Raw genomic sequence first — 13,776 nt, 5'->3', positions numbered from 1 at the left:
CTTTAACTTTGATATAGTGGCTAAAGACAAAGAAAATACCAAACAAGCAGCACCCCCTTCAGGGGGCGGGGGGGGCGTAACCGGTAAGGCTCTCGACTGGAAACTGCTGAGCCGGGTAATGCATTATGTAAAGCCTTATAACAAAACGTTTGTTGTAGCTACTTTCTTAACCATTTTTATAGCGGCCAATGCTTTGCTGCAGCCTATCCTGATTCAGCGTACGCTGGATGTTAACATTTTGAACGACGATTATAACGGTCTCGTTTTTATGGTTGAGCTTATGATAGGCCAGCTTATTATCCAAACCGTTGCCCAGTATTACCAAACTTACTTAACCAACGCGCTGGGGCAGTATGTTATCCGCGATTTAAGGATTGATATATTTAACCATATTACCAGTTTAAGATTAAAATACTTCGACCATACACCTATTGGTATGCTCATCACCCGTACGGTATCCGACCTGGAAACTATTGCCGATATTTTTTCGGAAGGGTTGATCTCTATTATGGGCGACATGCTGCTGGTAGTTGCCGTGATCGGCTATATGCTTTGGCAGGACTGGAAGCTGGCCCTTATTACCCTCATCCCAATGCCTTTTCTGTTTGCTTCAACCTATGTGTTTAAGGAGGCGATCAAATCATCGTTCCAGGAGGTGCGTACCCAGGTGGCGCGGCTCAATACTTTTTTGGCCGAGCACATTTCGGGGATCAGCGTGATCCAGATCTTCGCCCGTGAAGACCAGGAAATGCGCAAGTTTAAAGCCGTAAACGAAAAGTACCGGGATGCCAATATCCGCTCAAACTGGTACTACTCCATATTTTTCCCGGTGGTAGAAATTCTGTTTGCCATATGTATGGGCCTGCTGGTTTGGTATGGCTGCAAAAGGATGCTGTCTGATAGTCAGCTATTGACCATAACATCATCAGGCAAGGGCATTACCCCGGGCCTGATAACCAGTTTTATTGTGTTGCTGAACATGCTGTTCAGGCCTATCCGTCAGCTGGCCGATAAGTTTAATACCCTGCAAATGGGTATGGTGGGTGCCGACAGGATTTTTAAAGTACTTGATACCGACGAGGTAGCCGAAAACAATGGCAAGCTTACAACAGGCAGGCTACAGGGCGAGATCAGCTTTGATCAGGTATGGTTTGCTTATAATGATGAAAACTGGGTGCTGAAAAACATTAGCTTCCATATCAAGCCCGGCGAAACACTTGCTTTGGTAGGAGCAACCGGTGCAGGTAAATCATCAACCATTAATATTCTGAACCGTTTTTATGAAATTGGAAAAGGCTGCGTTAGGGTTGACGGACATGATATTCATGATTATGATGTTAACTATCTGCGTTCGCAAATAGCTACCGTAATACAGGATGTGTTTTTGTTTAGCGATACCATTGCCAATAACATCAGCCTGAATAACCCCATTATTACCCGCGACCAAATTATAGCGGCAGCTAAAGATGTTGGTGCGCATGATTTTATTGAACGATTACCCGGCGGGTATGATTATAATGTGATGGAACGCGGCTCTACACTTTCGGCCGGGCAATCGCAATTAATTTCGTTTATCCGGGCTTTGGTTTATAATCCTGCAATTTTGGTACTGGATGAAGCTACCTCATCAGTCGATACCGAAACGGAGATCCTGATCCAGAATGCCATCAATAAATTAATGGAAGGCCGCACAGCCATAGTGATAGCCCACCGGCTTTCAACCATTCAAAACGCCGACAGGATCATTGTACTTGACCACGGCGAGATCATGGAAATGGGTACCCACCAGGAACTGCTTAAAATCGAAAATGGCCATTACCGTAAGTTGTATGATTTGCAGTTTAACTCGGCAGGGATTGCAAGGTAAGCCCCACCCAACCCTCCCCGGAAGGGAGGGCTTAATGATCGCTTATTTTTGAAGTCTCCCCTTCCGGGGGGAGATTTAGAGGGGGCTCATTTCTTCGGTACACTTTTTACCGAATGAACCGGCTGCTCTTCCTTTTCATGCTTTTTTGCTATATCGCCGCCATGAGGGTTATCGGCATGATATTGTTTATCTTCCTTACGCACATTGCTTTTATGCCCATCATCGGCCGGCCTGTGGGTCGGGGTATCTGATGGCGAAGGTTTATCTTTTTCGTTTGCTGGCTTTGTCATGTATTGATAACAATAACGCTGGCATTTTTGTTTAAGAAACAAGGATTACAGGATTAAACCAGAATTTGGGATTTAATTTGTCTGAACCGGGATTTGGGGGGATTTTTGAGATTAATTGGATTTTTATTGTCTGAACCGGAATTTTTGAATTGGTAGAATTTATTGAATTTGCCCTACATTCTGCTAATTACTTAATTCGACAAATTCGGGTTCAGACAAATGGATCAACGACATCAGCGAAATCAAAGAGATCAACGGTCAAATCCCGGTTCAGCTGTTAATAAATGTTAAATCTGTTTAGCTAAGGCGTTATTAAACAATATTTATAAGCAATAAACTTTTACCTTTAGGGTGGGTTTCTTATTTTCGCAGAAATATGATGTTATCATGAGGGGATTGGGTATCTCAAATCTCATGTCTCACATCTCACATCTAACAAAAGTAAATGGAAGAATTTGAAGCAAGCGCATCCTCTAAAAAGACAAAAACCATATACATTTCAACTGTATTTGGTATTGCCATGGTGCTGTTAATGGTAGGGTTGCTGGGGTTAATACTGGTGTACGCTAAAAATATTTCGAGCTATGTTAAAGAAAACATCGTGCTTAATATTTTTGTTGATGATGCCGCCCACGAAAGTGATGTACTGCAGCTTCAAAAACAATTGGATGGCAACGTAATGGTAAAACAAACCCAGTACGTAAGTAAAGAGCTTGCCGCCCGCAACCTGCAAAAAGACCTTGGCGAAGACTTTGTAAAGTTTTTAGGCTATAACCCATTATCGCAATCGGTTGATGTTTACCTGAAAGCGGAGTATGCCAACAATAAGGATATTGAAAAGTTTAAAGCCGAACTGTTGAAAAACCCATTGATAAAAGAGGTTAAATACCAGCAATCATTGGTTGACCAGATGAACCAGAATGTAACCACCATCAGTTTGATCATCCTTACTTTCGCAGGTATTTTTGTGATACTTTCAGTAGCGTTGATTAACAATACCATCAGGCTGGCCATTTATTCCCAGCGTTTCCTGATCAAATCGATGCAGTTGGTTGGAGCTACAAAAGGATTTATTCGCAAGCCTTTTTTATTGTACGGGCTCTGGCATGGTTTACTGGGCGGCCTGATAGCTATTATCCTGCTGATAGGCACCCTATATGTAGCTTATGATAATGTGCCCGACCTGGTGTTTTTACAAAACTACACCGAGTTTGGCATTGTGTTTTTAGGTGTTGTTGGTCTGGGGATTTTTATATCGGGCTTTAGTACCTTTTTAGCAGTTAACAAGTTTTTACGTTTAAAAATATACGATCTGTACAGATAAGTGGTTAAAGCTGAAAGGTTTTATCCGGGCTTTAAGCCACTAATTCATTAACTCAATAATTCAGTAATTAAAAAATATGGCACAAAAATTTAAACCAGCCACTCCAGTAAAAACAGCTGCCACGGCATCACCGGCAACTGCAGGTGCTGCAAAAGCTACCGCGCCAGCGCAGCCGGTACAATTCATATTTGATAAAAGCAATTATCGTATGCTGATCATCAGCGTGGCAGTTGTTGCTTTCGGTTTTGTGCTGATGTCTGGCACTACAGATATTTACAGCACTACCAAAATAGTTATTGCCCCAATAGTAGTTTTGGGCGGCTTTGCTTTAGGTTTCTTCGCTATTCTTAAAAAGCCTTCGGCTAATTAATACATTAACCGCACTGATTTTATAACAGGTATGTTTTATTTTTAAACATACCTGTTATAAATAACGTATATATCTACCTCAACCCCCTCAACCCTAATGAATCTCATCCATGTTATTATCCTTGCAATTATTGAAGGGATAACTGAATTTTTGCCTGTGTCATCAACAGGGCACATGATCATTGCCTCATCAATAATGGGCATAGCAGCCGATCCTTTTGTTAAGCTTTTTACCGTTGCCATACAGTTAGGCGCTATTTTATCGGTAGTGGTATTATATTGGAAAAGGTTTTTGCAATCGGTTAATTTCTATTTGAAATTATTCATAGCATTTATTCCTGCAGCTGTATTCGGCTTTTTATTTAGTAAAAAAATCGACGCATTAATGGAGAGCGCCCTTACTGTAGGTATTACACTTTTTATCGGTGGTATTATTTTGCTATTTGTTGATAAATGGTTTAACAAGCCATTGATTAAAGAAGAAAAAGAAATAAGCAACTTGACCGCACTTAAAATTGGATTTTTCCAGTGCCTTGCTATGATTCCGGGAACCTCACGTTCGGCCGCTACTATAGTTGGGGGGATGAGCCAGAAGCTTAGCCGTACTGCTGCAGCCGAGTTTTCATTCTTTTTAGCGGTTCCTACCATGTTTGCCGCAACAGCAAAGAAGCTGCTCGATTACCATAAAGACGGACATATTTTTACCGGCGAAGAAATTAAATTATTAGCTATCGGCAATGTAATAGCATTTATTGTGGCAATGCTGGCTATTAAAACTTTTATTACTTTTCTTGAACGCAAAGGATTTAAAATGTTTGGCTGGTACCGTATTGTTATAGGTGCTATTATTATTGGCTTGATATATAGCGGACATCCGCTGCAAACGATATAAGTCTTTTTCAAATACCTGTTACGCCGGATCATCCTCTTTATTTAAAGAAGATGATCCGGCGTAATAATTCAGAGAAATCGCTTTTAAAACACGAGGCTCCTATGGAGCCGAAGAAAGTAAGTTTGGTTGAGATTCTATAAACACGATACTCCTCCGGAGTTTTAATGCTTTATGTTTTTCACACTCCGGAGGTGCCCCGTGTTGACGGTTAGTTTTATAAGCAAATTTCCCTCTCTCCCTCAATCAATCCTAAAATCGTACCTTTGCAGAAACGGATAATATGATCCGGGTAAATAAGAGATTTGAAGAACACGTACACTAAGATTGAAGAATTTGCCGAAGGTCAGCTCCTGCTGGTTAACAAACCATATCAATGGACAAGCTTTGATGTGGTTGGCAAGCTTCGCAATTCGTTTAAACCGCTTAAGCTAAAGGTTGGCCATGCTGGCACGCTTGATCCGCTGGCGACAGGCTTGCTGATCATCTGTACCGGTAAAATGACCAAGCAGATAGATACCTTCCAGGCCGAAGAAAAGGAATATACCGGTACCATGGTATTAGGTGCAACCACGCCTTCATATGATATGGAAACCGAGCCCGATAAAAGTTTCGACATCAGCCAACTCACCGAAGAAATGCTCCGTAATAATTGCGGACAGTTTATTGGTGACATCCAACAATATCCTCCTGCTCACTCGGCCATAAAAGTTGATGGCGAGCGTTTATATGAAAAGGCACGCCGTGGAGAGGATGTGGAACTGAAGCTGCGCAACGTAACAATAACCGAATTTGAACTAACCCGCATTGAACTGCCGGAGGTTGATTTCAGGGTGGTATGCAGCAAGGGAACTTATATCCGCTCGCTGGTGAATGATTTTGGTGCTGCTTTGGGTAATGGGGCATATCTTTCAAAATTGAGGCGTACGCGCAGCGGCAACTATAAAATTGATGATGCCTGGGAGATAATGGAGCTGGTAAACGCAATAAGGGAGCTGAAGGTATCAAATGTGAATGTTGGCGGCTAAGTAAATTTACAAAGCGCAAACACAATGGCCGTCAATCGCATCAACTAAAAATTAACTTTGTGTTTTTCTCATATAATGAGGGTTTACAATAATATTGACGAATTTACAGCGGTAAACAATGCAGTAGTCACCATCGGCACATTTGATGGGGTACACATCGGGCACCGGAAAATTATATCAGGCATTAAGGAACTGGCCGAAAGTACAGGCGGCGAAACGGTGATCCTTACTTTTTTTCCGCATCCGCGCATGATCCTGCACCCGGAGGATGAAAGCATAAAACTGATTACCACCATGGCCGAAAAGGCCGAACTCATGGAATGCCTTGGAGTTGACCATCTCATCATTACCCCTTTTTCGAGAGATTTCTCCAATCAGAGTGCCGAGAGCTATATCCGCGATGTGCTGGTAAATAAGATCGGCACAAAAAAAATAGTAATAGGCTATGATCACCGCTTTGGTAAAGACCGGCAGGGGGGACTTGAAGATTTGCAGCGCCTTGGCCCTGTTTATGGTTTTGATGTGGTAGAGATCCCTGAGCAGGATATTAACGAGGTGGCCATCAGCTCAACCCGCATCCGTAACGCCCTTTTAAGCGGCGATATTCATTTGGCCAATAGCTTTTTAGGTTATCCTTTTTTTATTACCGGAAATGTTGTTCGCGGCGATCAGATCGGCAGGCAGCTTGGCTACCCGACTGCCAATATTGTGGTTGAAGAAAAATATAAGCTGATCCCCTGCGATGGTATTTTTGCGGTTACCGTAATTGTAGCCGGAGTTACTTACAAGGGAATGGCCTATATCGGCAGCCGCCCAACAGTTAACGGCCTTACCCGCAATATTGAAGTAAATATTTTTGATTTTAACGAAGATATCTATAACCAGACCATCCGCATGGAGTTTCACCACTACATCCGCGGTGATGTTAAGTTCTCATCGCTCGATGAGCTGAAAGTGCAGTTGGCGCAGGATAAGGTTGATGTGTTAAATCTGGAATTTTGAACTGAACCATGATTTTCTTGATTTGAGGATTATCTTGAGCTTTATGTCGATATATCAGGCAATCCTTAAATCAAGAAAATCATGGTTCCATCTTAATGCTTGAAAAACGACAAATAGATCTGCTTTACCACATGATAGGTTGCAAAGGCAAAAAACAATACCGCTATGCTGGTATTGATCAGCTTGTTGCTTAGCGCAAACTTTTCCTGGATATATTTAGCAAATTTGGCGTAGATAAAAAGACATAAAAATGAACCGGCAGCCGATCCCAGGCTGAAAATAACAAGGGCTACCCTGCCGTCAAGAATCCATTCGTGCGTAATGAGATAAGTGCCTGTAACCATCCAGAAGGGTATCTGCATGGGGTTCAAAAAGCCCAGCAGTATGCCATATTTAATGCTGGCGTGTTCAGAATAATTAGATTCAGGAGGTTTATTTCTATGGATCCAGGTAATGTAACCCATAACGCCGAAAAGCACTACCATGATCCAGTCGATAATAGTACCCAGTTTCAACTGGCCGGAAAGCCAGCGGGCGGCATGCATAATAAAATAAGTAAAGAAAAATTCAACCGCCGAAAAAGCTATTATAAAACGCACAGCCTCTTTTATTCCACGGTTTATGGTGATCTGTACTAAAGTTAGGTTTATGTTGCCGGGTGGTATATAGCCTATAAAGTTGGCTATAAGCCCGATGAAAAAAGTCAAAAATATCATCGCAGCAAAGATAGTTTGTTAATCGGAGTTGACAAATTTCGGATGTGCGGATTTCAAATGTGCAAATTTCAGATGGGGGCAGTTAAAATATAATAGCCTCTGATTAAATTCAATAATTTGCACATCTGTAATCTGCACATCTATAATTCATACATTTGCAATCTTGAACTTGTTAACATGCCAACTGAAAAAATAGTTTCATTACTACCGGCCGCTACCGAAATAATTTGTGCTTTAGGATTGGAAGAGAATTTAGTGGGCCGATCGCACGAGTGCGATTTTCCGGCATCGGTTAAATATTTGCCTGTATGTACCGAAGCTAATTTTCCGGATGGTTTGAGCAGTGCCGATATTGATGTAAAGGTTAAAGAGATCCTGGCCGACGCACTTTCGGTTTACTCCGTAAAGCGTGAGCAGATCAAAGCTCTTGCACCGGATGTAGTGGTAACCCAGGCCCAGTGCGAAGTTTGTGCAGTATCCTTAAAAGATGTTGAGGAGGCACTGGAAAATTATTTGGATAAACAGGCCCGGATCATCTCGCTGCAACCCAATAGCCTTGAGGATATTTTTAACGATATTACTACCATTGCCAATGCGCTTGCTGTGCCGCAAGCCGGTGCCGACCTGCTTGAAAGCCTGCAGGAGCGTGTGGACATTATTAAGCATAAACTAAAATTTATCGATAGTAAACCTACTGTTGCCTGTATTGAATGGCTGGAACCGATAATGATATCGGGCAATTGGGTGCCCGGCCTGGTAAACATTGCCGGAGGAACCCCCGTTTTGGTACAGGCAGGCAAGCACTCGCCATATATTGAGTGGGACGACATCCTGCAGCAGGACCCAGAAATCATCGTGGTAATGCCCTGCGGATTCAGTATTGAACGCACCATGCGCGAGATCAACCTGCTTTTGGACCGGCCGGGTTTTGCATCGCTCAAAGCTGTAAAAAACGATAGGTTGTATATTGCCGATGGCAACCAATACTTTAATCGTCCCGGCCCGAGAATTGTAGACTCGATAGAGATCCTGGCCGAGATTATCCGCCCTAAACAGTTCATATTTGGGTATGAAGGTGAAGGGTGGATTAAGTTCTCTGTTTAATAACAAAATATATTCAATGTAGAGACGCATTACATGCGTCTGGCAGTTTTGCTTAGGTGGTTTGATTGCCTGTTATGTATAAAGTTAGACGCATGTGATGCGTCTCTACATAAAAATCACTTATTAAAATAATTTAAAAAGTAATATATTTACCTGTCTGCTATCTCCCAGGCACAGGATCAATTATGAACAAAATTTTTACGATGATGGTTGTCGCCGCGGTTTTTGTATGCAGCGGTTTTAAAATTAACGACGATAAAAAACCGAACATTGCCGACCTGCACCTTAACTGGCAGGTAATGGATAATAACTATCAAAATAAAAATGAAGCCCTAACCGCGTTGGTGATCACTAACAAAAGTCATGAGGTTTTGCCTGCTTCGGGATGGAAGATCTATTTTAATTCGGGTCGTGGTTTTACAAAAGCGGCTGTCAGCAATAATGCCCTTATTGAACAGGTTAACGGCGATTTATACAGCATAAGCCCAACATCGGGTTTTAAAGACCTGAAACCCGGCGAAACTGCCCGTATTGAATTTGTGTGCGATGATCCTGTTGTAAATATTACCGATGCCCCTGAAGGGCCTTACCTGGTTTGGGATAATGCTCCTGAAAAGGGTTACTCTTTCGGTTCATATAATATTACGCCCTACAAACCAACTTACCAGGGCTTAATAACCCCCGAAATTGTTTTCGACAGGAATAAAACGGTTGCCGATATCCCAGCTGATCAGTTGGTGCAGGTTTTCCCTACGCCTGTAAGTTATCACTTAACAGGGGGACTGGGTGCGTATGCTTATTTCGATTTTTATGATGTAATATTCGGTGCCGATAAGAGATTTGAAAAGGAAGGGAAAATACTCAAGGACTATTTAGAATCCCTGGATAAGAATATATTCAATGTAAATAAACTATCAAGTACCTTAAGGTCTATCAAAATCGAATATAAAAAAGATATTAGTGCAGAGGGTTACGAGTTGAAAGTCGAGCATCTTTCCATAACAATATTAGCTTCAACACCTGCCGGAGCATTTTATGGGATACAATCCTTAAAAACAATGATTTCTCCTTCGGCACTCCCAAATCGGAAGGAAAAGCTTGAGATCCCCTGTGTTGAAGTTGCCGATGCGCCGCGTTTTGCTCATCGCGCGGTAATGCTGGATGTAGCACGTAATTTTCAGTCAAAACAACAGGTATTGAAACTGCTGGAGGCGATGAGCCTTTACAAGTTGAATATATTACACCTGCATTTAACAGATGACGAAGGCTGGAGAATAGAGATTCCCTCATTGCCCGAACTTACTTCAATAGGCTCAAAACGCGGCCATACGCTGGATAGCAAACATCACCTGCCGCCATCGCACGGTTCTGGTCCGGAGGTTGACAACCCTTTCGGCACCGGCTATTATACCAAAGCTGATTATATCGAGATCCTGAAATATGCAAATGAGCGCCACATTATCGTAGTACCTGAAATTGAAACTCCCGGTCATGCCCGTGCATCTATTAAAGCAATGAATGCACGTTATGACCGCCTGATGGCCGAGGGCAAAAAGGCTGAAGCCGAAAAGTATTTACTGTACGATCAGAATGATAAATCTGATTATCGCTCGGTACAGTACTGGAACGATAATGTGATTGATGTGTCGCTGCCATCAACCTATAACTTTGTGGAAACGGTGGTTAACGATTTGATCAGGACTTACAAAGAAGCAGGAGCACCGCTGCCAACTATTCACTTTGGGGGCGATGAAGTGCCGGCCAATGTATGGGAAAAATCTCCGGCTTATTTAGCGCTAAAAGCTACACATCCCGAAATAAAAAGCACTAATGATCTCTGGTATTACTTTTACGGTCGTGTTAATGAGCTCTTAAAAGCTAAAGGCATCCTGCTTTCGGGTTGGGAGGAGATGGCGCTTCGTAAAACCACACTTGATGGTGAGCCGGCTTATGTGCCTAATCCTGATTTTACAAAAGAGCACCTGCAGGTTGATGTTTGGAACAACGTATTAGGCGCCGGACAGGAAGACCTTGCCTATCGTTTGGCCAATGGCGGTTACAAGGTTGTATTAACCTGCGTTACCAACCTGTATTTTGATATGGCCAATTATAAATCATTTGATGAACCCGGCTATTATTGGGGCGCATTTTTGGGAATCGATAAATTCTATTCCTTTATCCCTTACGATTATTTTAAAAACGCCGATGTTGATAAACAAGGCAATCCGATAAACAGGAATATCTTCATTGGTAAACAACGCCTTACCGATTATGGTAAAAGTAATATTGTCGGCCTGCAGGGCGCGCTATGGGCCGAGACAGTGAAAGGCCCTGAGCGAATGGATTATATGATTTTCCCGCGTTTGCTTGGCTTAGCTGAGCGTGCCTGGGCACAGGACCCGGCCTGGGCTACCGAAAAAGACCCGGTTAAAAGTAAAGAGGAATACCAGGTGGCCTGGTCAAACTTCCTGAATGTTTTAGGTAAGCGTGAATTGCCGCGTTTAACTTATTATGAAGGCGGTTATAACTATCGTGTGCCAAAACCGGGCATCAGCTTACAGGATGGCAAATACCTGAGCAATGTGGAGTTTCCGGGTTTAACAATCCGTTATACAACCAACGGTAAAGATCCGGATGCCACAAGCAAAGTTTACACTGGTCCGGTTAATTACAATGGCGGGGTTATTAAGTTTCGTGCTTTTGATCCGAAAGGCAGGGGCGGTAATGTTGCTGAGGGAGGAAATAATAACCTGAATCCGTAGTTGTTTCAGTTTGCAGTTTTAGGTTTGCAGTTTGCAAGCCGGAAAAGGCCCTGTGTTTTGCGCAGCAAAACACAGGGCTTTTTTATCATATCCGTTCGCCGCCGCTCGGCTCCTGCCGGTGGCAACTATCCCACGGCCTCTGGCCGGCGCAAATAAATGTGCACAGACCAGAGGCCTGGAAATAACAGACACTCGACTGGAGCCGAGCGTCGGCAGAAGTTTACTATGATCTATGAACCATCAACTAATAACTATCTAATACATAAAATTCATTCCCATCGAATAATTTCTCAGCGGCGCTGCATTATAATACCTGTTCCCTACGGCGTTCAAATCATTACCCAGGCTGTATTTTTGGTTCAGCAGGTTATCTGCGGCAGCAAATATTTCAAAATGTGTTTTACGGGCAATAGTTGGCTGATAACTAACCCGCGCCTGCAGCAGGTTGTATTTGGGGGCATATACCGTGCTGGCATCGTTAAGCGGGATCTTTGAAGTGAAGGTGTGTTGTACAAACAAGGCCAGGTTTTCGGGGAACCTGATCTGGACGCTGCTTACAAATACGTTTTTAGGCACACCTGTAAGCCTGTTGCCCGAGTAGTTGGCATCGGTAACAATATAATCTCTGAACCTGAAGTGGCTGTATGTGAAAGACTCATTAAATTGCAAACCGCGAATAAACGAATACCTGTTTGGACGGATGATCCAATAGTACAATGATGCTTCGGTGCCTAACTGGTTAGTGCCACCTGCGTTAATGTAATGCTCAGTTTCATCAGCATTTAGGCGGCGTACTATGGCATTGTTTAAGCGATAGTAGTAAACCGATGCATCAAGCATAAAAGTTTCGTCGCTATTGCGCAGGCGGAAACCGGTTTCGTAATTCCAGCCATATTGAGCTTGCAGGCTTGTATTGACAATGTTATCCGTTGGCCTTACTTCGGCAGTGGTAGGGGTTGAATATCCGCGGCTTACGCTTGCACGCCAGGCCAGGGCATTAATGATCTGGTATGACAAGGCCAGTCTCGGCATCAGTTGTGCGCTGAAATTGCGGTTAGTAAAGTTGTTTTGGTTAAGCGGGTATATGTTTTTAAAATCATAACCGTAATTATTTAAGCTTACCGCAGCTTCAACGTGCAGGCGTTTGTAAACATCGGCAGCATAGCGCACAAATACAAAATGCTGATTGGTGTGGATGTCATCAATGGTTTGAGTGGTATCTTTCACTCCTTTGTTATTACCGTAATTGGCAATGTGCGAGTTGGTTTGCTGCCATTCAAAACCAAGGTCAACTTTCCAGTCAAGGTTCGGTTTTTGATCACCGGTCAGCTCAAAATAGGTACGGAAGCCGTAGGTGTTTTCGCTGCGCTGCTCATAATTGGTGATAAAAGGGTTGGCAAAATCAACATGATTGCCGAAAACAGCCAGCACATTGCGGATATGGTCGTTAAAATGATATTCATTGGTTAAGCCGCCCAAATACATTTTGGTAGTAATGCCAATATGTTGTTGAATAGCCCCTGGCAAGGTAGGCGTAGGCTGACGGGCCAATCTTGGATCGGTATTGTATTGGGCAAGATTTAGCCCCCCGGGTGTTTCATAGGCCAGGTCAGAATAAATGCCCAGCGCTTTTAAGGTGTTTTTACCACTGTAGTTCCAGCTATCGGCCAGCTGCAGGTAGTTACGGTGGGTATCGCTGTTTTGCCTGTAGCCATGATAAGTTTGAAAGCTTTGGTTAATGTTGAGGAGGTAATTGGTGGTTTTTAATTGCACTGCCGCCTTTTCATGAAACAGCCCATACGAGCCACCATTTACACCCGCCGAAATATAAGTGCTGTCGTTATACCGGTTAAGCGGACTAAGGATCACCACCCCGCCCGAGTTGGCCCCAAACAAGCTGCCATCGGGGCCTTTTAATATTTCAACCTTTTGTATGGCGGCTATATCGATGGCATTTAAATAACTGTTGCCCCCGGCATCGGTGAGCGGGATATCATCAAAATAGATTTTCACATCGCGTACACCAAAAGGTGAGCGTAATAAACTTCCCCTGATGGATAAACGGTAGCTGCCCGGCGAACGCTCTTCGGTGCGTACCCCCGGAACAGTATTTAACGCGTTTACAAATGAATTATCAGGCTGGATCCTAAGCTGGGCTGCATTAAGCACACTTACGGATGCCGGTACGCTGATAACAGGCTGATCGCTCAGATAGCCTTTAATGATCACCGGCTTAAGCTCGGTGGTATCTTTTTTAGGGCGGATTTTATTTTGTGCATTTGCTGTTATTGCAGCAGCCAGCGCAAAAGCTATAAGAGTAAACGGTTTTAACATAGGTTGACGATCAGGGACGTCGTCAAAAATAGTTGTTTATACTTATAAACGTATATCGCTGCTTTGTAAATATCTTGATGTTGTGGGCCGG

11 protein-coding genes are annotated in these 13,776 nt (G+C 43.1%); 8 read left to right on the top strand and 3 right to left on the bottom strand.

Annotation, left to right across the window (positions count from 1 at the left end):
- The first annotated feature begins 118 nt into the window (after window positions 1-118).
- Complete coding sequence (locus tag ACFFGT_RS31575; RefSeq protein ID WP_377026761.1) at window positions 119-1,867, top strand: ABC transporter ATP-binding protein; 1,749 nt, start codon at window positions 119-121, stop codon at window positions 1,865-1,867.
- Between the two features lie 86 nt (window positions 1,868-1,953).
- On the opposite strand, the gene ACFFGT_RS31570 is transcribed toward ACFFGT_RS31575, so the two are convergent.
- Window positions 1,954-2,157, bottom strand: a complete 204-nt coding sequence (locus ACFFGT_RS31570; RefSeq protein ID WP_377026504.1) for a hypothetical protein — start codon at window positions 2,155-2,157, stop codon at window positions 1,954-1,956.
- A gap of 445 nt (window positions 2,158-2,602) precedes the next feature.
- On the opposite strand from ACFFGT_RS31570, the gene ACFFGT_RS31565 reads away from it, so the two are divergent.
- From ACFFGT_RS31565 to ACFFGT_RS31545, 5 genes are all read left to right on the top strand, one after another.
- Entirely contained in the window at window positions 2,603-3,481 is an 879-nt protein-coding gene (locus ACFFGT_RS31565) for a cell division protein FtsX (RefSeq protein WP_377026503.1), read from the top strand.
- A gap of 76 nt (window positions 3,482-3,557) precedes the next feature.
- Entirely contained in the window at window positions 3,558-3,851 is a 294-nt protein-coding gene (locus tag ACFFGT_RS31560; protein WP_377026502.1) for a DUF3098 domain-containing protein, read from the top strand.
- A 96-nt stretch (window positions 3,852-3,947) separates the two neighbouring features.
- Window positions 3,948-4,742: an undecaprenyl-diphosphate phosphatase gene (locus tag ACFFGT_RS31555; protein ID WP_377026501.1), complete on the top strand. Its 795-nt coding sequence runs from the start codon at window positions 3,948-3,950 to the stop codon at window positions 4,740-4,742.
- Between the two features lie 302 nt (window positions 4,743-5,044).
- Entirely contained in the window at window positions 5,045-5,767 is a 723-nt protein-coding gene (gene truB, locus ACFFGT_RS31550; RefSeq protein ID WP_377026500.1) for a tRNA pseudouridine(55) synthase TruB, read from the top strand.
- A gap of 75 nt (window positions 5,768-5,842) precedes the next feature.
- Window positions 5,843-6,769: a bifunctional riboflavin kinase/FAD synthetase gene (locus ACFFGT_RS31545; RefSeq protein ID WP_377026499.1), complete on the top strand. Its 927-nt coding sequence runs from the start codon at window positions 5,843-5,845 to the stop codon at window positions 6,767-6,769.
- Window positions 6,770-6,861: 92 nt separating this feature from the next.
- Here ACFFGT_RS31545 and ACFFGT_RS31540 read toward each other — a convergent pair whose 3' ends face one another.
- Window positions 6,862-7,485: a LysE family translocator gene (locus ACFFGT_RS31540; protein WP_377026498.1), complete on the bottom strand. Its 624-nt coding sequence runs from the start codon at window positions 7,483-7,485 to the stop codon at window positions 6,862-6,864.
- Between the two features lie 177 nt (window positions 7,486-7,662).
- Here ACFFGT_RS31540 and ACFFGT_RS31535 point away from each other — a divergent pair, with 177 nt between their 5' ends.
- Window positions 7,663-8,589, top strand: coding sequence for a cobalamin-binding protein (locus ACFFGT_RS31535; RefSeq protein WP_377026497.1), 927 nt, complete (start codon window positions 7,663-7,665; stop codon window positions 8,587-8,589).
- Between the two features lie 185 nt (window positions 8,590-8,774).
- Window positions 8,775-11,351, top strand: a complete 2,577-nt coding sequence (locus ACFFGT_RS31530) for a family 20 glycosylhydrolase (RefSeq protein ID WP_377026496.1) — start codon at window positions 8,775-8,777, stop codon at window positions 11,349-11,351.
- Between the two features lie 255 nt (window positions 11,352-11,606).
- On the opposite strand, the gene ACFFGT_RS31525 is transcribed toward ACFFGT_RS31530, so the two are convergent.
- Window positions 11,607-13,685: a TonB-dependent receptor gene (locus tag ACFFGT_RS31525; protein WP_377026495.1), complete on the bottom strand. Its 2,079-nt coding sequence runs from the start codon at window positions 13,683-13,685 to the stop codon at window positions 11,607-11,609.
- Window positions 13,686-13,776 lie beyond the last annotated feature (91 nt).

The sequence above is a fragment of the Mucilaginibacter angelicae genome, from assembly GCF_042434235.1.
Lineage (GTDB): Bacteria > Bacteroidota > Bacteroidia > Sphingobacteriales > Sphingobacteriaceae > Mucilaginibacter > Mucilaginibacter angelicae.
This window is presented reverse-complemented; position numbering and strand designations above follow the sequence as displayed.

Excerpts from the sequence above, each read along its gene's own strand:
- ACFFGT_RS31575 (WP_377026761.1), top strand. The coding sequence starts at position 119 with ATGCATTATGTAAAGCCTTATAACAAAACGTTTGTTGTAGCTACTTTC.
- ACFFGT_RS31570 (WP_377026504.1), bottom strand. The coding sequence starts at position 2,157 with ATGACAAAGCCAGCAAACGAAAAAGATAAACCTTCGCCATCAGATACC.
- ACFFGT_RS31565 (WP_377026503.1), top strand. The coding sequence starts at position 2,603 with ATGGAAGAATTTGAAGCAAGCGCATCCTCTAAAAAGACAAAAACCATA.
- ACFFGT_RS31560 (WP_377026502.1), top strand. The coding sequence starts at position 3,558 with ATGGCACAAAAATTTAAACCAGCCACTCCAGTAAAAACAGCTGCCACG.
- ACFFGT_RS31555 (WP_377026501.1), top strand. The coding sequence starts at position 3,948 with ATGAATCTCATCCATGTTATTATCCTTGCAATTATTGAAGGGATAACT.
- ACFFGT_RS31545 (WP_377026499.1), top strand. The coding sequence starts at position 5,843 with ATGAGGGTTTACAATAATATTGACGAATTTACAGCGGTAAACAATGCA.
- ACFFGT_RS31540 (WP_377026498.1), bottom strand. The coding sequence starts at position 7,485 with ATGATATTTTTGACTTTTTTCATCGGGCTTATAGCCAACTTTATAGGC.
- ACFFGT_RS31535 (WP_377026497.1), top strand. The coding sequence starts at position 7,663 with ATGCCAACTGAAAAAATAGTTTCATTACTACCGGCCGCTACCGAAATA.
- ACFFGT_RS31530 (WP_377026496.1), top strand. The coding sequence starts at position 8,775 with ATGAACAAAATTTTTACGATGATGGTTGTCGCCGCGGTTTTTGTATGC.
- ACFFGT_RS31525 (WP_377026495.1), bottom strand. The coding sequence starts at position 13,685 with ATGTTAAAACCGTTTACTCTTATAGCTTTTGCGCTGGCTGCTGCAATA.